This window comes from Pseudomonas sp. W5-36 (assembly GCF_046540455.1).
In the GTDB taxonomy this organism is placed as follows: domain Bacteria; phylum Pseudomonadota; class Gammaproteobacteria; order Pseudomonadales; family Pseudomonadaceae; genus Aquipseudomonas; species Aquipseudomonas graminis_B.
Genome location: NZ_JAXCIQ010000032.1, coordinates 12325 through 32192, shown reverse-complemented (window position 1 = coordinate 32192; position 19868 = coordinate 12325). Strand labels below are relative to the sequence as shown.

Sequence of the window (19868 nt, the reverse complement as noted above, 5' to 3'; positions counted from 1 at the left end):
CACTGCTGCACGACGTACATGCGCAACATGCGCGACACCCCTATCGCAGGGCGTCCGCGCTTGCCTGCGGTGTTGCTATAAAACGGCGCCACTTGCGCCTCCAGTTGGGCCTAGGGCACCAACTGTTCAAGGTCAGCCAGGAAGCGATCTCGGCGAGTCTGCTTTTTCTTGCCGGTATATTCGAGTTCGGAGAAAGTCTTCTGCACGCGCGTAACGCTCACGGAGAGGGAGGCTGGTTGAAGGAACTTAGTGTGCCAAAGGTGGGGACAGTTGGCTATTTTTGCAGCGCCTCCTTAAGTCTCTTTAGGTATTAACTCATGATAACCATCAAGCAAATCGAGGCTCTTTATTGGGTTGCTCGGCTCGGAAGCTTCGACGAAGCTGCCGACCATATCAGCACAACCCAGTCGGCTATATCCAAGCGCATCCAAGAGCCTGAGCAGCGTCACGGGCCGCCAACCGAGAGAACAACGTACGAGCCGGCTTCTGCCGATTGGTTACTCATTCGCCTTGACGGCGCTTCTCTCTTCCTTGGCATCGGTACCTTGTTCGTAGCTCAGCTTTACGGCATCGACTTGAGTTTGTCGGCACAAGCATTACTCGTGGTGACCATGGTACTCACCTCAAAAGGCGCGGCTGGTGTCCCGGGGTTCATGTTTGTGATCCTATCCGCGACCCTGGCGAGTGCCGGCTTGCCACTGGAAGGGATAGCCTTTATTGCGGGCGTTTACCGCTTGATGGATATGCCAACCACAGCGTTGAATGTCTTGGGCAATGCATTAGCGCCATTGGTTATTGCAAAGTGGGAAGCGCGGCGCAGTGAACCTAAGCCGAACCCTGGCCTTCCCGCAAAGCGTTCAGCTGGACATCGAAAGGCTGCTGCGCACCCACCCCGACCTGATCATTGCCCGCCTGAGCGCTCGAAGCGCTGCGGGCAGCAGGAGCTTCATGCTGATGATGAAAGAGGACGGGATGCAGATCGGGCGATTCAAGGTACGCAAGTCGATGCGCCAGTTGAGCCACTACAATTTTGACGCCCGGTGACCCAGGCCAGCGCTAAGATAGAAGCGGCACGTAGTACCATTCAAAAGCGCCGCTGCATCTCGTCCTGGCGATAGAAATTGACGATTTGCGGATGAGTATCCGGGCGCACGCACATGATGACGTGATGCAGGACTTCACCGCTTGCAGAGTAAGAGCTGCGATTGAGCAACAGGGCAGGTTGACCAGGCAGCAACTCAAGCTTGGCTGCCGCATCGAAATCGCAGAAGTGACCTGTCTGGCCCGCACAGCACGCGCACCTGCGAACTCTTCGGCCGATCCGCGAGCAAGGTTACTAAGGTGAATATTCGATCCTCACCGGCTTCCAGCTGACGTTGAAAACCTGGGAAGGTGGTATCGGGCTTGCTTGGGCCTTCATGAATGCTTCAGATTGTAAGAAGGTAAGAGGTTCGAATGACGACGCTATTGAAAACTAATGGGCGACTCTGGATTTTCAAGATGCAAAATGTTATTAATCTCGCAAAGCACCTCAACCGGCTTTGGAAGTAATCGTATGCGCTAAGAGGCATGAGATTATCTCTCAGGACAAATAGGCGAGAGCAGCTTGGAGCCCTTACTTATGAAAGCCGAACGGCTGTTGCGTGGACAGGACGTCTGACAATCAACTCCAAATAAGGACTCCAAGCTAATCTCGAAGGCGACATGCCATCGGTCAACGAGAATTTTTTTGCAAATAGCGACGTCGCACTTGACCAAACTCTGCGATTCCGTCAGGAGACTTGGATACAGGTATCCGGTTTTTTAGAGTAGGTACGACCACGGGCATCACGTCGAACTGACGGTCAATCGGCCGATCGAAAAAGCGGAAACTCAATTCGAAATATGCGTGAGAGGCGTCATGATTTTGCCATTACAAATTGGTATGCAGGAAGGCGGAAAAGCCTGAACGATTTCGATTTTGTTGTCGCTTGCCCAACGTAAAAGACTTGGTAGAAAGTCCATAGGTTGGGGACCTTCATGACCACTGGGACGATCATGGAGGACCATAAGTGTCCAGTCATTTTCGAGTATATCGTTCTTTGCCTGACTCAACCACGCATCAGCGGTATCTACATCTACCTTTCTATCCAGCGGGACACTTGTCCAAAGAACCACAGTAGCGCAAGAGTCGACAATGTAGTCGATTGCCTCTTTATTTAATAGATGAGTTCCTAGCTTCCCACGGCCATTCGGCCTGAAAAACCGCTTTTCATGCAAAAGGCCATCCAGCAGATCATCCATATCCTCTATTTCTTTCCTCGCACGCCCCTGCTCAGTCTGAAGACCAAGTGGGGTACCGTGGGATAAAGTATGGTTCCCAATCCAATGCCCTTCCGCTTTGGCCCTCGAAGCTAGCTCTAGGCCGCCGGGAGACAGCAGGCTCTTGCCAACCAGGAAAAAAGTTGCCTTGACCTGGAATTCATGCAATACGTCAAGAACATGCTGAGTGATCCCCGGCGTCGGCCCATTATCAAACGTAAGAGTTAACCTCGGCATGGCATGCCTCCGCTCATTTATAGTTGACCACTTTTCACTCGCTCCGAGAAAAAGTGGTCGCGATTCTGTCATTTAAATCAACGCTGGATAAGAGCCACCGTCAAGATGTATATTCTGCCCAGAGACATATCCTGCCAAGTTACTGCACAGGAAGGCACACATCGCACCAAACTCCCTTGGCTCGCCTAGCCGGCGGGCGGATATACTTTCAACCTGACGACGTCGCGCCTCGTCATAATCAATATTATCGCGAGACATTGCGACACGGGCCATCTGCTCTTGTCTAGCGGTATCGAACCGCTCGGGAAGCATATTATTGATCGTGACATTGTAGCGCGCCAGTTCAATTGACAAGCCTTTCATGGCGGCAGTGAGGCCTGCACGAGCGCCAGCAGACAACGTCATATGCGGCCTGGGGGTGGTAACCATCGCCGACGTGATGTTTATGATCCTGCCAAACTTACGTTGCTGCATCGAGGGAATAACAGCCCTGGAGAGTTGTAGCGGCGCAACCATATTGGCCTCTAATACCGCCATCCAACGCTCTTCATCGAAGTCAAGAAATGCTCCAGGAGCCGGACCCGCGTTATTATTGACTAGGATATCCGGATGCGGGCAACTATCTAGGAGAACGCGCCTGCCCTCCGTTGTTGTCACGTCGGCAGCAATACCGCTAACCTTTCCACCTGTGCTGGCGCGCAGTCTTTCTACCGCCGCCTGCAGCCTTTGCAGATCACGCCCATTAATGAAAACCTCGACGCCCTCTAGAGACAACGCCTCAGCACAAGCATACCCCAGCCCTTGTGTCGATGCACAAACCAATGCCACTTTATTACGAATTCCGAGCTCCATGGCAAACACCTTGTTTTTAATGCATTAATCAGAAAATCAGACTGAGCGGATTTGATCTTTAGTCACCAAGGCGCCGTCAATGACTTCATCAACGGACTCACGCAAAACAGTGTTGGACAACAGCCCAACACCCTTGATGTCAACGACAATGTCGTCACCTGCTTTCATCCACACCTGGGGCTGCCGAGCCATTCCCACGCCGCCGGGAGTGCCCGTTACAATAACATCGCCTGCACGCAACTCCGTAAATGTGGAGCAATAAGCAACCAACTGCGGCAATGTGTAGATTAGGTTTCCCAACGTACCGGACTGCACAAGCTGTCCGTTCAGTCGTGTTTCAATAGTCAACTGCTCAACATCCGGAATTTCATCTTTAGTAACAAGCCACGGCCCGAAGGCGCCAGTAGACGGAAAGTTTTTACCGGGATGAAACTGCGAAGTGTGCTTCTGAAAATCGCGGATACTAGCATCATTATAACATGCGTAGCCGGCAATGACTGAAAATGCATCTTCCTCCGGAACTCGCCTGCATGTTTTTCCAATTACAATGGCGAGCTCACCTTCATAGTCCAACATCGTAGATTCGGGCGGAAGCAAAATAGGCGCTCCATGACCTACTTGACTAGCTGCATAGCGTGCAAACACAGTTGGATAACCTTGTTTTTCCCGACGCGTCTCCAGTCGATGTTCTTCATAGTTCAAACCGATGCAAAGAATTTGTCGAGCATTCGGAATGACTGGATCGAATGCAACATCAGAGATCGAGTAGTGAGGCGCAGGGTCACCCTCGATTAGCTTATTGATCGCTTCAAACGCCTGCCATTCGATGGCGTCTCGCAGCGTATCATACTCGGGCATGTGCGACTTCAGATCATAAATGCCGCCCGATACTAGAGCGCCCCAACTGGATTCCCCAGCCACACTATAACTAGCCAATCGCATTACGACCTCCTTTTAATATTTTTATTCGCGGTGCCTAAGGGTATTGTTTGGGGTTACGTCACCAGCTATCCATCTATCCAAGTCTGAACTCGCATGGGCTCGCTGAAACCCCAGGATCTGGTCGAGATCTTCTGGATCGACAGCAAACTCCAATTCCAGCCCATCCGCTGTATTTATGTAGAGAGATCTACAGTAGCCGTGATCAATTTCGCGAAATGGGATGCTCGCTGCTGTAAGATTTTGCTTTATTACATCTTGTTTGGCAGTGCTGACCTTTAGCGCCAGGTGCTCAAACCTGCTCACGATTGGCGGAATTGGCGCCTGGCATTTCTCAAACATGGTTGGATCAGCAAACTGAAAAAATGCAAGTGCGCTGCCGTCGCCTAGCGCGTAGAAGGTGTGGCAAAATACGTGCTCTTCATCCAACTCTCTTAAGCGTGATTTCTCAATCCACGTCGCGACAAGTGGAAAACCTAGAACCTCCTCCATTAAATAACGTGTTTTCGCCTGGTCGCGTACGACGCAGCCAAAGTGATGCAACCTCGTCAAATTCTCGTCCTTATGCGTCAGATTGGTCATAACCACCTCGCAATTCTCGTGTTGTTTTACGGACTTTTCGCAAAGCTCTGCGCGACATACCCACTGTACTGACCCGCCAACGACGTGGTGTCACAGCGGCACCGGTTTTACGCCCACGAGAATTATTATGCACAAAAATTTTTTTTATGCAATCATCATACTCGCCCTGGGCTTTCACCCAACGGCAGCCTCTCTACAGCGCGAGCAGACGCTCTGCAGCCCACGAGTGCGGCGACCCTTACAAAAATAAAAACCAACGGGAAAGACATTGATGCAAAAAAAAATCACCAAGGCACGCACGTGCCTCCTCCTCGTGGCGATGATCTGCTCGGCAGAGGGAAAGGGCTCAGAAAGCGGACAGGTACACTACCCGGTGGGTGTTGGCACCATTATGAATGGCGCCATGCCCCCTCCTGGGGAGACCAGCCACTATCACTATGTACAATACTATGAGAGTAATCGTTTCAATGATGGGAAGGGGCGGTCGGCCATTCCAGATTTCAAGGCCGAGGTCTATGCATGGGCCCCGCGCATCGTGCACACATGGAGTGAGGGAATAGGCCCCTTTCATGTATCCTCAGGCATCATAGCCCCTATAACCAAGGTCAGTCTTCGAGCGTTTGGACGACAGGAAACGAGTACCGGATTTGGTGATCCGGTGATTGCTCCCGCTCATCTATATTACGTCAGTCCCACTGGAGATTTTTTTGCATTTGGAGGGGTAGATATCTACGTTCCAATAGGAAAATATAACAAAAAGGACTTGGCAAACAACGGCTTAAATTATTGGACGTTTGCGCCAAGCTTTAACTTCACCTGGCTTCCTACACCGCGCTCAGAGCTTTCCATGACATTCTTCACCGAGTTCAATACGGAAAATCGCGCTACACACTACAAGTCAGGAAACAATGCGACAATAGATGCTGCAATCGCGTATAAACCGTTTGAAAAACATCCAAAAGTCAAAGTTGCACTCCAAGGCTTTGCAACAAGGCAATTTACGGACGATACCGCAAGGGACACACTGATAGTAGATGGAAACCGCGGACAGGCATTCGGGATTGGTCCGCAGATATCCTATGATCTTGCGGGCGGCTATGGCGGCGTGCTTGTTAAATATCAAAAGGAATTTGGCGTAGAGAACCGGTCTCAGGGGAACCGTTTCTGGTTTGAATTTACCCTACCCTTCTAGGTCATCTTCCTCGGCAACCGAGATAAAGCTGGCCATTGCGAGTAAGCAATGCCAGCTTGGCGGTGGTGGCTATAGGGCCTAGATGGTGTACTCACACGCGCCATTTGCGCATTTTCACAAGGCCGGCCGTGCACGTAGTCGACCGCCTCGGGTTCTCGCAGCATTAATTTCTGCATAGATCACGCTGTTGCCTTATCCGCGCTGCTGTTGAAGCAGCCGCGGATAGTTGGCTTGATCCAGTTTCTATCGTTACTCGTGAGTCGTGTAGACATCGGTATTGGCCAAGCGGTGTATAAGCGGCTTTCCGAAGCTGGCGCCGGATGTCGCGAGCTGCTCCCGCACCTGATTGACAATATATGCACCTATCGGGATAGCCGAGGTAGCTGCTGGCGAGGGCGCATTACAGACGTTGAAGCTGCGGGTAGTTTTAACGAACAAGAAATCGTCGATCAGCCTCCCATCCGGTGATACCGCCTGTGCGCGAACGCCGGCCGGGTAGGCTGTCAGGTCGTCCTTGACGATACTAGGACAATACTTTTGGACCTGCTGAAGGTAGCCACCCTTGAACAACGAGTTTTTCAGCTCTATAAGGCCGGGCCGCATATTGCTTTTTAACACCTTGAGGATGCCTGGGCTGGCCAGCATGTCAAACATGTCGGTCAGCGAAAAATCTATCTTGCGATAGCCTTCGCGCTTCATCGCCAGGACCGCGTTGGGGCCGACGGTGACCGTACCATCAATCATTCGGGTCAAGTGCACGCCGAGGAACGGCATTGCCGGGTCCGGGATCGGGTAGATCAGGTGATTAACAATCTGGTTGTGCTGCTTTGGTAGCAGATAATACTCGCCACGGAATGGGCATATGTCAAATTTAGGCTTGATCCCAAGCATGCGCACCACGCGGTCGGCCATTAGGCCCGAGCAGGTGATGAGGAAGCGGGCATGAAGTTCTTGATCCCCGGCACGTAGCACCACTTCATCTGAATGCTCATCGATCGCGAGCACTTCGCTCTTGTAGCGGATCTCACCACCGGCGGTTTCGAATTCCCGACCCATGGCCGCGGTCACCAGCGCATAATCCACGATGCCGCTGGAAGGCACGAAGATACCGCCTAGGCCGACGATGTTCCGCTCGCGCTCGCGCAGTTCCGTGCCCGTCAGCCACTCGCGCTTGATGCCGTTTGCGGCGGTGCGCTCCCATAACGCGCGCATGCGCTCCATTTCAAGTGCATTAGTGGCCACCAACAATTTGCCGCATTCGTCATAAGGGATGCCGTGCTTGTCGCAGAAAGCCTTGGTGGCTTTATTGCCTTCAAGGCAGAAACGCGCCTTCAGGCTGCCCGGTGTGTAGTAGACGCCGGCGTGGATAACGCCGCTGTTATGGCCGGTCTGGTGCATGGCCAGACCGGCCTCTTTCTCCAGAAGGAGAATTTTTGCATCCGGGTAATCTTGAATTAGTTGCATGGCGGTGGACATGCCCACAATGCCGCCACCGATGATGATGAAGTCGTACACAGCCATTAGATTGCACCTACCTGGATCAGGTTTTGTGTAAAAACGAGCAGGACCATGGGTAGTGGCCTTGCTCTCTTCAGCGCTATGCAAGTCTTACTGACCACCCTGGTACAGGTTTTTTTGATAGCTGAGGTAGCCGCGCTGACGCATCAGCTCGCGGCGCAAGCCTTTATGAGCGGTGAAGCGATCACGGCCATGCAGCCAGAACATGTTGTTGATCAACAGGAAGCTGCCGATCGGCACTGGTACCGATAACTTCTGAGGGCTGTTTTCCAGGGACTCGCTCAGGGCGTTGAGCCAGATACCCTCCTCAAAATCCTTGGGCTGCACGAATTGGTCGATGTAGCGCATGGTTGGACGGCCTTCGGCGTCACTGTCAAACACCGCATGGAAAACGTCTTCACGCACGTTCTTGCTCGGCGGTGCGGTGAAGCGCATTTCACGGCGGGCCAATGGATGGCCGTAGAAATGCTGCAGATCTTCCCAGTCGTCCAGGTGCAGCAACAGAGAGTTACCACCGTCCATATTCTGCTCGTCGATCTTCATCATCATCACGTAATCGGTACGCTCGCGCATGAAGGTGCCGTCATTGTGCAGCTCCATCACCCGATGTGGCTGGCGGAGGTAGCTGTCAGAGTTGTCCGTGTTGACTACTACGAAGCGCGCATAGAACTGGCCGCTCATAGCATCGAAGTTGGAGCGGCCGACTAGGTGCGCGACGGCAGAGGAAAACTTGACCATGTCATCGGCCTGCGTCACGTCGCTCAACCCTACAGGGGTTATTAGCATCCCGCCCGTGGTGCGATCAAGGATGGTGCCAATGAGAAACGGGCGCAATGTACCTCCGCATAGCTCGTCGAGCAGCTGACCAACTCGAAAGCGCAGAAACGATTTGTACTCAAGAGCCTGTACTGGCCATTGCGCCACCGCCTCCAAGAACGCATCGACGGTTTCCTGGGTAAATTTTATCTCTAATAGGCGCTGCGACTGGCAGGAGGAGGAAACGGTGAATCCCTTGGTTTCTGACGGTGGTGACATCACAGGGTCATGGCATTGGGTAAAGGTGTTCATGGCGACTCCTGGGCAGAAAGATAGTGAACTGGAACGCGCCTGAAGGTATCGTCAATACACAGGAATGTCTACATTTTACGTAACTGTAGACATATTTTTTTCCGGCGCAGGTTTTTACCTCAATGGAGGATTCGGTATGATGGGGTTTTAGCGAGTTCAGGAGCGGCATTTTGGAAAGCCCAATCCCCAGGCTTGACTCTGCATTCAGCGGGTATGAGCGGCTGAAGCTGGATATCATTCGCGGGGTGTTCAAGCCAGGCGAAAAACTGCTCATGGGTGGGCTCAAGGAACGCTATCAGCTGGGGGTCGGCCCGCTCCGCGAAGCACTTTCGCAATTGGTTGCCGAACACCTCGTTGTGGTCATTAGCCAGAAGGGTTATCGAGTCGCGTCCATCTCGCTGCAGGAAATGCAGGACATCTATGATGCCCGTGCCAACCTCGAAGCGATGATTGTTGGCCTGGCCATCGAAAGGGGAGATGACACCTGGGAAGCCCAGGTGTTGGCCCATTCCCATACCTTGTCAAAAGTCGGGGACGTCACAAGTCGGGATAAAGCACTCGAGATTTGGGATGAGCGGCATAAAGCGTTCCACAGTGCCATTGCAGCGGGCTGCGGTTCCAGGCACCTACTACAGGCGCGCAAGTACCTATTCGATCAAGCGGAGCGATATCGGCACCTGTGGCTGACGCAAACGATGTTCTCTGCGGAAGCCCTGGAGCTTAAGCGCAAGGAGCATGCCGCGCTGGTTGAGGGCATCCTGGCGCGCGACTCCGTTCGGGTGGCAGCTTTGATGCGCGATCACTTAATGTCGCCCGTGCCAATCATCATAGAGATTATGCACCGCGGTGCGAATGAAACGTCACGGAAGACAGCTTAGCTGGCTTCATGCCCAACTGAGTGTAACGTGGGAGCAAGCAACGCTGCGGGAAAGGAGGCCCTGCTAAATGGAAATCTGCCCCGAGAGGATGCAACGAACGTGGCATACCGAAGGGTTACGGATTAAGCATGCCCTCACAACAAAATCTTTCAGTACTACGGATATGAGAAGTCAGGAGCTGAGCGGCTTCATTAAAGTCTCGACTCAATACGGCTTTATATAAATTCTCATGCTCGGAATTTTTTGCGCGGTTAGTCTTGCGATTCCTTGCGGAGAAAATTCGAAAGCGCTCAGCCTGATCGAAAAGGTCTTCAACCATTTCCAATAGTAGCGGAGAGGTGCATGCAGAGTAAGTGCACAGGTGAAACCCACGATGCCTGCTGACCCAGGCGTTATCAACCAGACCAGGCTCTGGTCCCATCCGCTGCTCAACTATTGACAAACTATGAAACGCGGCAACTAGATTGGACTCCCAATCATCACCGCCGTAAGCGATCGAGTCACGCAATGCCTCCATTTCAATTAAGAGCCTGACCCTCGTCAAATCTCTGACTGCTTCAACGGTGATTGGCGCGACGCGAAACCCTCTATTTTCGACCATCGTAATCAATCCCCCCCGCACGAGTCGATTCATCGCCTCTCGTAGGGGGCTACTACTGAAACCAAATCTACGCTGCAGCACTTCAACCCGGAGGCGATCGCCGGGTTCGAATTCACAGTTGATAAGCGCACTGCGTAGTGCATTACACGCTTGATCGACCAGAGGGAGTGCTTGCGCTGAGTCAACGGATGATTTTGCGTTCATTTTTTACTGACAACGAAAGTTTGTCGGTAGGATAGCACTTATTATGCACAAAGAAAAATATTTGCACATTAGCCTTAATCGCTTCCGAACATCATGCTGCAACCCCGCAAAGTCAGATGTCCGCCGCCATTGAGCTTCAGTGCCGCAGTCGCCTTGTCGTTCGTTCGCCACAGACGAAAAGCGTTTCAGGAATCCAGCGTAAGCCGCCTGTGATGTGGCTGGTGCGGTAGCAAGCATGACTATCCTCGCGGCCTTGCAGTACATCGGATCGCGGCTGACTGACCCGTTTCGTGACCTTTGCTGGAGCGCCCAGGAATGCGCGCCACTTCTCGCCCGATCGGCACACATCTTCTAGAGGCAACCCGATCAGCGCTAAGCGCCACTTGGGAATTACGATGGACTATGACCTATAGCTTGCGTAAAGTTTAGTTTTGTGCATAACTATCCAGGCAAAGCGTATCCCAACCGCGGAACGTCGATCCTCATCAAAAAGACGATGCCCGCGTGATAAAAAACAAAAAAGATAGAGGGCTGCTATGGCTCAAGCATGTTTCGTCCTGGTACATGGTGCGTTTCACGGAGGCTGGTGCTGGCGTGGGGTGGCAGATGGTCTTCGTCGTCTGGGTCATGAGGTCTATACTCCAACGCAAACCGGGTTGGGCGACCGCAGTCATCTGATGAGCGCCGATATCACCATGGCCACGTTTGTCCGTGACATTCAATCGACCATTGAAATGGAAGAATTGAATGAGGTCATTTTGGTGGGCCATAGCTTTGGCGCGCGGTCTATATGCGGCGTATCGGATATCATCCCTGAGCGAATAAAACATCTGGTGTTTATCGATGGAGGCCTACCCTTTGATGGTCGGAGCCGACTCGAAGGGATGACAGCTGAGGACCGAGAAAGACGTTTAGCCAGAGCTGAAGCCAATGGTGGAACCAGTGTCCCCCCCCCTGACCCATCTGCATTTGGGGTGAGCGACCCAGTTATAGCCCGATGGCTACGCAAACATCTGACACCACAGCCATTAGGCGTCGACACGTCCGCATTGAAGTTAAAAAACCCTCTCGCTAATGGTATCCCGGCGACCTATCTTAGATGCACGTTGCCCGCATTCCCTGGTGTGGAGGAAAGTGCTGCTTTTGCTCGCAGCCAACCGGGATGGCACTACATCGAAATCGACGCTCCCCACAACGTCATTGTTACGCACCCCGAGCTGACAATCGAGTTTTTGGACACTATTGCTAAGCCTGCCAATATAAAAAGTATGCTGTGAGAAATCAAACACAACAATATTTGTAACCACACGATAATAAGAAGGGAGAAGTATATGCGCGCCGCTCGATTACATAAAGTAGCTACCCCGTTTCAAGTTGACGAAATTGACATTCCTGAGCCCACAGGATCTGATGTCCTAGTTCGGGTACGAGCATGCGGCGTGGTTCCAAACCTCCGCAATGTTGTTTATCATTACCCTGAATGGTTTCCTGACCTGCCGCTCCCCGCTTTACCCGCTATCTATGGCTTGGACCCTGTGGGTGAGGTCGCAGCTGTCGGGCCCAACGCAAGCGGTTTGCAAATTGGACAGCGTGTGTATGTAAACCCTCTACGGTACTGCGGAACCTGTGACCATTGCCTCAGTGGCACAGGACTGCTCTGCGCCAATCAAACGATGGCCGGCTACTTCGGGATGGGCCCAAAATCTCATGACATTTATGCGCGCTATCCTTGGGGTGGATTTGCGGAATACATGATCGCACCTGCGGATTCCATGGTCGTACTTTCAGACAAGGTTTCCTTCGAAGCCGGAGCGCGTTTCGGTTACTTAGGGACGTCATACTCAGCGCTGTGCAATGCAAAAGCCGGTGTACGCACGACCGTTCTCGTGAATGGGGGAACGGGAACGCTAGGGGTCGGGACGGTCATGTTGGCGCTGGCTATGGGCGTTCCGAAGATCATCGCGGTGGCACGCAACAGTGAGCTCCTCGAGCGAGTTAGGGCCCTCGCCCCTGGCCGTATAGAGATTATGAACGCGAGAGAAGGGAATCTTCCTGAGCGAGTGCGTGCTGCTACTGATGGTCAAGGCGTAGACATTGTCGTCGATTGCCTATCCGCTCATTCGGGCTCTGATCCAACCATGGATGGATTGATGTCGTTGCGCCGTGGTGGTCGACTGGTTTTCATCGGAGGTATGGACCACGTTTTGCCAATGACTCCAATCTATTTGATGGTACAGCAGATCTCATTTATTGGATCCTGCTGGTTTACTACCTCACAGGCGCAGGATATGGCTAGCATGGTGGATTCCGGAGTACTTGATTTGTCAGCACTCGAGCATAAGATTTACGAGTTAGAGCAACTCAATGAGGCGCTGGTTGCAGCCGAGAACCGGACGCATGGCGGGTTCGAGAATATTGTAGTCAGGCCTGAGATTAGCGTCGGATGCCGAGCCGCCGAAATACCGACTGATGAAGTTGGCTAGTATCGAAAGCTCGCAATTGACACGCGCCTGTCTAGTATCAAATGCCCGATGAAACATTAGTTTTTCATAGCAAATGATCTGCAGGCGCGCGGTAATTTTTTAGCTAACAAGTCAGCTTACCTAGCCCGAGTTTTATGAGCGTATTGGAGGTCAAATGAAAGTTCGCCGTATCATTGTAGGAACCGGTAAGAACGGTAACGGGGAGATTGTTTCCGACATTGCTTCGGTTCAAGGCACTACGCTCGACGCGCTACCGGGCTTCGAATCTGCCCTGTTCTGGTCAACGAGCGCACAGGCCATCGTCGCCACCGGGGAACCACAAAGGAGCGAGATGACCGTCGGAAGTATTCCATCGGTTGGAGAAACCCGTTTAAATATTGTGTCGATCCCCCCTGAGTCCACGATGGCGAACGCTGCATTTGACGGTGCTGCCTTTGGGGAAGAACTATTGAAAAAAATGCCTGAGTTTGCATCCACTTTTGAAGTGAATGAGCCCGGCATGCACAGAACCGAGAGCATCGACTATGCTATTATTCTGGAAGGTGAATTGGTTCTTGAACTTGGAAACGGCCAAAAGATCCAACTTCATGAACATGATGTGGTTGTACAACATGGAAATAAGCATGCTTGGCGCAACATGAGTAATAATACAGCGCAGATTTTATTTGTATTGATCGGTGCTCGTCGATGCTAACAGCATAATCGCTTATGACTAACAGCTTCCCGCATCACAATCGACCCCTGTACCTATAAGCGTCGCAATAGCTAATAAACAGGTTCATCCTACACGACGCCGTGGGCTGCACGTGCCGCGCGCCCAGAGGGTTCGGGTAGCCGTAAGCCCAGCCTCATCAGCAGTGGATTTGCGCAGGTATTTGCGACATTTGGTTGGGTTTTCCGGCCCCCGTGGCGCGCACGCTGAAATCACCGAAACCAGTACGGGTCAATAGTGCGGCTTTAGATAACGCTAACAACTGGTCGCTCGAGCAGCCCATGGGCAAGCCAACCTATCCCGGACTGGAGAGCGCATTGCTCTGATTTATTCCTAGTGGTGCCCGCTCACCTTCCTGCGCGAGTAGTTGGACTAGGCAGCCGCCAGAAAAAAAATTCCAACCAGCGAAGGCAAATCGAACGAATTTTTCTCAGAGCGAACCTCTCCGATCACCATAGCGAAATTCTTTCCCCGAGCCGATCGATAAAATTTGCAGCCTATCTTGCTCTTAGGTATGACTGCGATGTACGACGCCGCTACCCGATTCATCCACGCCGGTAGAACCCCCGATGCGTTCGGTGGGTTGGTCAATACCCCAGTATTCCGGGGTTCGACCATACTTGCGAAAAGCTTCGATAGCTGGGAAGCGAGCAAGGTCAATGGCAACCCTTATTCCAACTACGGCCGGTTTGGTACCCCTACCACCCGCTCGTTCGAGGATGCTATTGCCGAACTCGAAGGCGGCCACGGCTGCTGCGTGTTCCCTTCGGGCCTATCTGCCTGCGTGCATTCCCTGCTCGCATTCGTCAGCACCGGTGACCACGTATTGATGACGGACAACATTTATGGCCCTACCCGATCCTTCACTACCAATGTGCTGAGCCGTATGGGCGTAGAGGTGGAGTTCTTCGAACCGGCAATCGGCAGTAAAATTGCAGAACTGCTGCGACCCAACACTCGGGTGGTGTTCACCGAGTCACCCGGCTCGCTGACTTTTGAGGTAGCAGACCTGCCAGCCATCTGCGATGCCGCTCATGAAGTGGGTGCGTTCGTCCTGCTGGATAACACCTGGGCGTCGCCCCTGTACTTCAAGCCTTTCGAATACGGCGTCGACGTCTCGATCCAGGCAGCGACCAAATACATCGTCGGACACTCGGATGCCCTGCTTGGTACCGCTACAGCAAACAAGCGCGCCTGGGCCCAGCTAAAGGCCGGCGCTCATGACTTCGGTCAGATCGCCAGCCCCGACGACCTGTTTTTGGCCTTACGCGGCCTGCGAACCATGCCTGTTCGGCTCCAACAGCACTGGAGCAATGGTATCGCCCTGGCGAATAGTCTTGCGCAGCATTGCGCGGTGGCCGATGTGATGCACCCCGCCTTGCCCAACACGCCGGGGCATGACCTGTGGAAGCGCGACTTCCTCGGCGCGAGCGGTTTGTTTGGTATCCGTTTGAAAAGTTGTGATACCGACGTGCTACGACGCCTGTTCGATCACCTCAAACTGTTTGGCATTGGTTTGTCCTGGGGCGGATTCGAAAGTCTGGTCGTCCCGGTAGGCACCCCGCTTCGTTCGTGCGAGCAAAGCGCAGGCCAGGGCTATGTGGTTCGTGTGCACGCAGGCCTGGAGCATGTCGACGACCTCATTGAGGACTTCACGCGCGCACTTGATATCGCGACTCGCTCTCCACGGGTTGCAGTCGCCTGAACGCGGGCCTCCCGGTCCGCGCTATCCATTGAATACTTTCGCTTAAGAGAACCTATGAAAACGTCGTTGCTTGGCACTATTACCGAAGAGTATCTGCGCACCACTGCATTCGATTGCATCGTGGTAGGCGTACATGCGGCTGCCCTCAAGGGCGCTGCACAATGGATCAACAGTCTGTGTTCGGGGTTGATCGAGGACGCCCTGGAAAGCAAGGACCTGGGCGAGAATCCCGGCGATACCCTGCTGCTGCGTACCGGCAGAGCCCTGGCCAGCCGGCAAGTCCTGCTGGTGCAGTTGGGCGGTTCCGTCGAGATGGACGCAGCCCGTCAACGCAAGGTGATCGCCGGCGCGGCGAAAGCGCTGACGACCACGCGCAGTGCCCGCCTGCTGTGGTGTCTGACACAGTCGTTCGAGCAGGAAACCGCCGTAGGCCAGTCCATCCAGGCCTTGGCAGAAGCGGCTTACCGCTTCGACGCCTTCAAGAGCGAGCCGGATCCTAGGGCAATCGCCCTGGAAGAAGTGGTGCTGGTCGTGGCTGATGTACAGGTCGCCTCGGAGGATCAAATCCTGCGCCGCGCCGATGGGATTAGCCAAGGCGTCAGCCTGTGCCGCGACTTGGGCAACCTGCCACCTAATCAGTGCACACCCACCCATCTGGCCAAGGTGGCGGAAGGTTTGGCACAACCGCAAAGTGCCAGAACCACGGTTCAGGTATTGGAACGCGAAGACATCCAGGCGCTGGGCATGAATAGCTTTCTGTCCGTCGCCCGGGGTTCAGTGCAACCGCCCAAGCTGATCGTGATGGAACGCAAGGCCGGACCAGAGGGACAGGCGCCGCTGGTGTTGGTCGGTAAGGGCATCACCTTCGACTCCGGCGGCATTTCAATCAAGCCTGGGCAGGCAATGGATGAAATGAAGTACGACATGTGCGGTGCGGCGGCCGTCTTGGGTACCTTCAAGGCGATCATCGAGATGGATCTGCCGCTCAATGTCGTCGGTATCATTCCAACCTGTGAAAACATGCCATCAGGCGAAGCGTTAAAGCCGGGCGACATCATTACCAGCATGGCGGGCAAGTCGATCGAGGTGCTGAACACCGACGCCGAAGGGCGCTTGATTCTGTGCGACGCACTGACCTATGCCGAGCGCTTCGAACCTGCGGCGGTGATTGATATAGCCACCTTGACCGGTGCCTGCGTAGTGGCGCTGGGTAACGTACACAGTGGTCTGTTTGCCCGTGAAGATGCACTGGCTGAAGAGCTGATCGCCGCTTCCCAAGCCTCCGGCGACACCGTATGGCGGATGCCGCTGGACGGCGCTTACAACGATTCGCTGAAATCCAACTTTGCAGACCTGGCGAATATCGGCGGCCGTGAGGGCGGCGCGATCACAGCCGCGTGCTTCCTGGAAAACTTCACTCGCAAGTATTCTTGGGCACATTTGGACATCGTCGGGACGGCATGGAAAAGCGGCGCGCAGAAAGGAGCTACAGGCCGCCCCGTCAAATTGCTGACCGAATATTTGGTTGCTCGGGCTACTGCGGCGTCATGACGGACCAAGCCCTCCCCCGTCAGCGCCACAGTTTGCTTGAAGATATACAGTCCATCTTAGTAGGAACGCTGCTGATTGCCTTCGGCATGAGCCTGTATGCCGACGCACATTTGGTAACCGGTGGGGGTGCTGGCCTCGGCTTGCTGGGGCACTACCTCACGGGCTGGTCGGTCGGCACATGCTTCTTCCTGGTCAACCTGCCGTTTTATTACTTGGGCTACAAGCGTCTGGGCGTGGCCTTTATTCTGCGCACCTGCGCGGCAGTGTGTTCGTTGGCGGCACTGAGCATCGCTCTGCCCGGGATGATCAGCTACGACGCCCTCAATCCGCTGTTCGCTGCGTTGGTCGGGGGTGCCTTGATCGGGGTCGGGCTTGTCTTGATCTGTCGCCACGGGGCAAGCTTGGGCGGGGTGATCATTGTGTCGCTGTATTTGCAGGAGAAGTACGAGATCAGTGCCGGAAAAGTGCAGCTGGTCATCGATTGCCTGATTCTCTTAGCCGCCCTGGTGACGGTTTCATGGGGAGACTTGTTGCGCTCGATTGCGGGCGCTGCCGTGATCAACCTGATCATGATCTTCAACTTCAAGAAATACCGTTACAACGGATTCAGTTGATCCTTTAAATCGTGGTCAATGCACGCGGAAGTGTGCATTGACCCGTTGACTGTTTCGAAATGTATCGCTTGCAACGACAGTATTCTCCATGGCCCCCGCGAAACCAGTAGCGGCGTCCATTCATGAATCTCGCTCATGTGGCTATACGCCCATTCGGCATAGTCGCCAGTCAGCCACGGCGTTAAGGTCTTCAATTACCCGCACCTATGAACGCCCGCTTCGACATAAGCGAGAGTCGTTCAAGAGCGCTTCGGACGGTGCACAGATCGCACAGCCTTCCCGAGGAAATGTAACCGTGGATACGAACGACATGACGCCGTTAACCAGGCGCAACTTTCTTATCATTGGGGTGGTGTCATCTGCGGCAATCGCCCTACCTCCTTTCCTCAGCGCCAAAGCCAGCGCTGCCAACGCGGCACGGCCAAATGCTGCGAAAGTAGCCCTGACCATCAACCAAACGTCACACACCCTGGAACTGGACACCCGCACTACCTTGCTGGACGCCTTGCGCGACCATCTGCACCTCACCGGTACGAAAAAGGGCTGCGACCATGGTCAATGCGGCGCGTGTACGGTCATTGCCAATGGCTCGAGGATCAACGCCTGCCTGACCCTCGCGGTCATGCATCAGGGGTCGGACATCACCACTATCGAAGGTCTGGGCAGCACGCAAAACCTGCACCCTATGCAGGCCGCTTTCATCAAGCATGACGGTTATCAATGTGGTTACTGCACACCGGGACAGATCTGCTCTGCGGTGGCCGTGCTCGACGAAATCCGCGCGGGCGTTCCCAGCCATGTCAGTGACAACCTCACTGAAGCTCCACGGCTAGTAGCACGGGAAATCCAGGAGCGCATGAGCGGCAATATCTGCCGTTGCGGTGCCTACTCCAACATCATCGAGGCGATTACCGAAGTCGCGCAGGAGACCGCATGAGACCGTTCAACTACCTGCGTGCCACTTCCCCCGCGGACGCTGCTGCGCAGGCTGCACGACTCGAGGGCGCTCGCTTCATCGCCGGCGGCACCAATCTGCTGGACCTGATGAAGCTGGAGATCGAGACCCCGGTGAATCTGATCGATGTCAACGGCCTGGGGCTGGACACTATCGCGACTACATCCGACGGCGGGCTGAGGGTTGGCGCACTGGTGCGCAACACCGACCTGGCCGCCGACCCGCGGGTCCGCACAGACTATGCTGTGCTGGCCAGGGCTTTGCTGGCAGGCGCGTCGGGGCAACTGCGCAACGTGGCAACGACTGCCGGCAACCTGCTGCAGCGCACCCGCAGCCCGTTTTCCGCTGCGTAGCGACCCGGCGAAGAGCCAGTTCTTGCGTCCAAGCGCCCATGGTCGGATCTGGTTCTCGGCCCAGTTGTTGTCAATGGGGACGGCACCGTCATCGAGGTAGCGCGACAGCGCTGCCCAGCGTTTCAAGCTGTAATCGAGTGCCCTGCTGATAGCCGAACCTTCGGGCACGAGGTCGCGCTGGGCGATCATCCAGGCATGCAGCCTCTCCATCACCGGCACGGCTTATTCTTGCCGTATTCGGCACCGTAAATCCGGCTCCAGGTCGTGCACTTCGCTTTCGATTTCGTACAACAACTGGATGTAGCGCAGCGCCTGCTCGGCGATTTGGCTCTTATTAGTTGCGTGCAATTCGAAGAACTGTAAGCGTCTGGCAGACACACCTTGCTGATAGCTAAACTGCCGCCTTTCGTTTGTGGGTGATGGAGCCTACTTGCAGGAGGTAGGCACTATCTTTTTGATGTCCTACGATCCGACGACGCTATCAAGTAGCGTCGTCCCATAGGAATTGTCCACTACGCATAGCCACTTTTCCGAGATTTGTCGAAACACGTAGGTCGCCCTGCGCGAAATCTCAGTTTTCACCCCGGCCTTATCCGTGGCCTGTAGCAAGGTCTCCATGATAACGAGAGCTACATCACCTCCTTGTATAACTTGGATCTCCCCCTGTGTGACAACGATGCTGTTATTGAAATGATCCGCAATGGCGACAAAAGCTCGGCGGATGCTCTCTTTGCCTGAGATGGTCAATCCTGGTTTGACCACAAGACTGGCGTCATCCGCATAAAATTTCATCAGTTCGTCGAAGTCTTCGGCTGTGATAGCACGATCAGCTGCTGAAATTCGACCGCTGTTAGCCGCCTCTCCCCTTCTCGCACCTGAATAGCGCTACTTTGAACGTTTGTCATGCCTGTGGTCATCTCTCGAACCCTCACCGCGATCAGGTCATCACTTGCGCGTTCTGATACCTGTCCGTCCACCATATCCGAAAACCTGTCATTACTGTTGATAACGTAAATTTTCGGGCGGAGGTTAGCGCGTAGAGGCGCTGAGCAATAGCTAGATCCAAACTAGGTATCCGACTAATGGCAATGGAGTTATCGCAAGCCTAAACGATAACCTACAA

At 54.0% G+C, this 19868-nt stretch carries 17 protein-coding genes and 6 pseudogenes; 13 read left to right on the top strand and 10 right to left on the bottom strand.

Features of this window, described 5'->3' with window-relative positions:
- A pseudogene (locus SLW74_RS27315) lies at nucleotides 1-206 on the bottom strand (IS5/IS1182 family transposase); the annotation flags it as partial.
- Nucleotides 207-317: 111 nt separating this feature from the next.
- Between SLW74_RS27315 and SLW74_RS27310 the strand changes: the two are divergent.
- From SLW74_RS27310 to SLW74_RS27300, 3 pseudogenes are all read left to right on the top strand, one after another.
- Nucleotides 318-440: pseudogene (locus SLW74_RS27310) on the top strand (LysR family transcriptional regulator); the annotation flags it as partial.
- A gap of 43 nt (nucleotides 441-483) precedes the next feature.
- A pseudogene (locus tag SLW74_RS27305) lies at nucleotides 484-821 on the top strand (cation:dicarboxylate symporter family transporter); the annotation flags it as partial.
- A gap of 52 nt (nucleotides 822-873) precedes the next feature.
- Nucleotides 874-1017, top strand: a pseudogene (locus tag SLW74_RS27300) (IS3 family transposase); the annotation flags it as partial.
- 855 nt (nucleotides 1018-1872) lie between these two features.
- On the opposite strand, the gene SLW74_RS27295 reads toward SLW74_RS27300, so the two are convergent.
- The 4 genes from SLW74_RS27295 to SLW74_RS27280 all read right to left on the bottom strand — a co-directional run bounded on the left by SLW74_RS27295 (nucleotide 1873) and on the right by SLW74_RS27280 (nucleotide 4911).
- The gene (locus SLW74_RS27295; protein WP_410930704.1) at nucleotides 1873-2538 is read right to left on the bottom strand and encodes a polysaccharide deacetylase family protein; all 666 of its coding nucleotides are present in this window, start codon (nucleotides 2536-2538) and stop codon (nucleotides 1873-1875) included.
- Nucleotides 2539-2610: 72 nt separating this feature from the next.
- A complete protein-coding gene (locus tag SLW74_RS27290) occupies nucleotides 2611-3390 on the bottom strand; it encodes an SDR family oxidoreductase (RefSeq protein ID WP_410930703.1) in 780 nt (259 codons plus the stop codon).
- 36 nt (nucleotides 3391-3426) lie between these two features.
- Nucleotides 3427-4332, bottom strand: coding sequence for a fumarylacetoacetate hydrolase family protein (locus SLW74_RS27285; RefSeq protein WP_410930702.1), 906 nt, complete (start codon nucleotides 4330-4332; stop codon nucleotides 3427-3429).
- Between the two features lie 21 nt (nucleotides 4333-4353).
- Entirely contained in the window at nucleotides 4354-4911 is a 558-nt protein-coding gene (locus SLW74_RS27280) for a VOC family protein (protein ID WP_410930701.1), read from the bottom strand.
- A gap of 271 nt (nucleotides 4912-5182) precedes the next feature.
- Here SLW74_RS27280 and SLW74_RS27275 point away from each other — a divergent pair, with 271 nt between their 5' ends.
- Complete coding sequence (locus SLW74_RS27275; protein WP_410930700.1) at nucleotides 5183-6103, top strand: transporter; 921 nt, start codon at nucleotides 5183-5185, stop codon at nucleotides 6101-6103.
- A 249-nt stretch (nucleotides 6104-6352) separates the two neighbouring features.
- Here the strand turns inward: SLW74_RS27275 and lhgO are convergent, their stop codons facing one another.
- A complete protein-coding gene (gene lhgO, locus SLW74_RS27270; protein WP_410930707.1) occupies nucleotides 6353-7618 on the bottom strand; it encodes an L-2-hydroxyglutarate oxidase in 1266 nt (421 codons plus the stop codon).
- 93 nt (nucleotides 7619-7711) lie between these two features.
- Nucleotides 7712-8689 carry a glutarate dioxygenase GlaH gene (gene glaH, locus SLW74_RS27265; protein WP_410930699.1) on the bottom strand — a complete coding sequence of 326 codons (978 nt, stop codon included), beginning with the start codon at nucleotides 8687-8689 and terminating at the stop codon, nucleotides 7712-7714.
- Nucleotides 8690-8859: 170 nt separating this feature from the next.
- Here glaH and csiR point away from each other — a divergent pair, with 170 nt between their 5' ends.
- Nucleotides 8860-9567 (top strand): DNA-binding transcriptional regulator CsiR, encoded by a 708-nt coding sequence (csiR, locus tag SLW74_RS27260; protein ID WP_410930698.1) that lies wholly within the window; start codon nucleotides 8860-8862, stop codon nucleotides 9565-9567.
- Nucleotides 9568-9682: 115 nt separating this feature from the next.
- Here csiR and SLW74_RS27255 read toward each other — a convergent pair whose 3' ends face one another.
- Nucleotides 9683-10372: a GntR family transcriptional regulator gene (locus SLW74_RS27255; RefSeq protein ID WP_410930697.1), complete on the bottom strand. Its 690-nt coding sequence runs from the start codon at nucleotides 10370-10372 to the stop codon at nucleotides 9683-9685.
- A gap of 536 nt (nucleotides 10373-10908) precedes the next feature.
- Here SLW74_RS27255 and SLW74_RS27250 point away from each other — a divergent pair.
- The 8 genes and pseudogenes from SLW74_RS27250 to SLW74_RS27215 form a co-directional block, all read left to right on the top strand.
- Entirely contained in the window at nucleotides 10909-11649 is a 741-nt protein-coding gene (locus SLW74_RS27250) for an alpha/beta fold hydrolase (RefSeq protein ID WP_410930696.1), read from the top strand.
- A gap of 54 nt (nucleotides 11650-11703) precedes the next feature.
- Nucleotides 11704-12855, top strand: a complete 1152-nt coding sequence (locus SLW74_RS27245) for an alcohol dehydrogenase catalytic domain-containing protein (RefSeq protein ID WP_410930695.1) — start codon at nucleotides 11704-11706, stop codon at nucleotides 12853-12855.
- A gap of 154 nt (nucleotides 12856-13009) precedes the next feature.
- The gene (locus SLW74_RS27240; RefSeq protein WP_410930694.1) at nucleotides 13010-13549 is read left to right on the top strand and encodes a cupin domain-containing protein; all 540 of its coding nucleotides are present in this window, start codon (nucleotides 13010-13012) and stop codon (nucleotides 13547-13549) included.
- A 541-nt stretch (nucleotides 13550-14090) separates the two neighbouring features.
- Nucleotides 14091-15272 carry a cystathionine beta-lyase gene (gene metC / locus SLW74_RS27235; protein WP_410930693.1) on the top strand — a complete coding sequence of 394 codons (1182 nt, stop codon included), beginning with the start codon at nucleotides 14091-14093 and terminating at the stop codon, nucleotides 15270-15272.
- A gap of 54 nt (nucleotides 15273-15326) precedes the next feature.
- Nucleotides 15327-16823: a leucyl aminopeptidase gene (locus SLW74_RS27230; protein ID WP_410930692.1), complete on the top strand. Its 1497-nt coding sequence runs from the start codon at nucleotides 15327-15329 to the stop codon at nucleotides 16821-16823.
- Nucleotides 16820-17437, top strand: coding sequence for a YitT family protein (locus SLW74_RS27225; protein ID WP_410930691.1), 618 nt, complete (start codon nucleotides 16820-16822; stop codon nucleotides 17435-17437). The genes SLW74_RS27230 and SLW74_RS27225 overlap by 4 nt, the downstream gene beginning before the upstream one ends.
- A 310-nt stretch (nucleotides 17438-17747) precedes the next feature.
- Complete coding sequence (paoA, locus tag SLW74_RS27220; protein ID WP_410930706.1) at nucleotides 17748-18374, top strand: aldehyde dehydrogenase iron-sulfur subunit PaoA; 627 nt, start codon at nucleotides 17748-17750, stop codon at nucleotides 18372-18374.
- Nucleotides 18371-18733 (top strand): annotated as a pseudogene (locus tag SLW74_RS27215) (FAD binding domain-containing protein); the annotation flags it as partial. The gene paoA and the pseudogene SLW74_RS27215, both read left to right, overlap by 4 nt.
- Here the strand turns inward: SLW74_RS27215 and SLW74_RS27210 are convergent.
- Both SLW74_RS27210 and SLW74_RS27205 read right to left on the bottom strand, forming a co-directional pair.
- Nucleotides 18692-19135: pseudogene (locus tag SLW74_RS27210) on the bottom strand (IS66 family transposase); the annotation flags it as partial. The pseudogenes SLW74_RS27215 and SLW74_RS27210 sit on opposite strands and share 42 nt — an antisense overlap.
- Before the next feature lie 72 nt (nucleotides 19136-19207).
- On the bottom strand, nucleotides 19208-19585 hold the full coding sequence (locus SLW74_RS27205) for a YybH family protein (protein ID WP_410930705.1): 378 nt from the start codon (nucleotides 19583-19585) through the stop codon (nucleotides 19208-19210).
- Nucleotides 19586-19868 lie beyond the last annotated feature (283 nt).

What these genes read in the sequence shown, in the direction of transcription:
- SLW74_RS27295 (WP_410930704.1), bottom strand. Translation starts at nt 2,538, where the DNA reads ATGCCGAGGTTAACTCTTACGTTTGATAATGGGCCGACGCCGGGGATC.
- SLW74_RS27290 (WP_410930703.1), bottom strand. Translation starts at nt 3,390, where the DNA reads ATGGAGCTCGGAATTCGTAATAAAGTGGCATTGGTTTGTGCATCGACA.
- SLW74_RS27285 (WP_410930702.1), bottom strand. Translation starts at nt 4,332, where the DNA reads ATGCGATTGGCTAGTTATAGTGTGGCTGGGGAATCCAGTTGGGGCGCT.
- SLW74_RS27280 (WP_410930701.1), bottom strand. Translation starts at nt 4,911, where the DNA reads ATGACCAATCTGACGCATAAGGACGAGAATTTGACGAGGTTGCATCAC.
- SLW74_RS27275 (WP_410930700.1), top strand. Translation starts at nt 5,183, where the DNA reads ATGCAAAAAAAAATCACCAAGGCACGCACGTGCCTCCTCCTCGTGGCG.
- glaH (WP_410930699.1), bottom strand. Translation starts at nt 8,689, where the DNA reads ATGAACACCTTTACCCAATGCCATGACCCTGTGATGTCACCACCGTCA.
- SLW74_RS27255 (WP_410930697.1), bottom strand. Translation starts at nt 10,372, where the DNA reads ATGAACGCAAAATCATCCGTTGACTCAGCGCAAGCACTCCCTCTGGTC.
- SLW74_RS27250 (WP_410930696.1), top strand. Translation starts at nt 10,909, where the DNA reads ATGGCTCAAGCATGTTTCGTCCTGGTACATGGTGCGTTTCACGGAGGC.
- SLW74_RS27245 (WP_410930695.1), top strand. Translation starts at nt 11,704, where the DNA reads ATGCGCGCCGCTCGATTACATAAAGTAGCTACCCCGTTTCAAGTTGAC.
- SLW74_RS27240 (WP_410930694.1), top strand. Translation starts at nt 13,010, where the DNA reads ATGAAAGTTCGCCGTATCATTGTAGGAACCGGTAAGAACGGTAACGGG.
- metC (WP_410930693.1), top strand. Translation starts at nt 14,091, where the DNA reads ATGTACGACGCCGCTACCCGATTCATCCACGCCGGTAGAACCCCCGAT.
- SLW74_RS27230 (WP_410930692.1), top strand. Translation starts at nt 15,327, where the DNA reads ATGAAAACGTCGTTGCTTGGCACTATTACCGAAGAGTATCTGCGCACC.
- SLW74_RS27225 (WP_410930691.1), top strand. Translation starts at nt 16,820, where the DNA reads ATGACGGACCAAGCCCTCCCCCGTCAGCGCCACAGTTTGCTTGAAGAT.
- paoA (WP_410930706.1), top strand. Translation starts at nt 17,748, where the DNA reads ATGACGCCGTTAACCAGGCGCAACTTTCTTATCATTGGGGTGGTGTCA.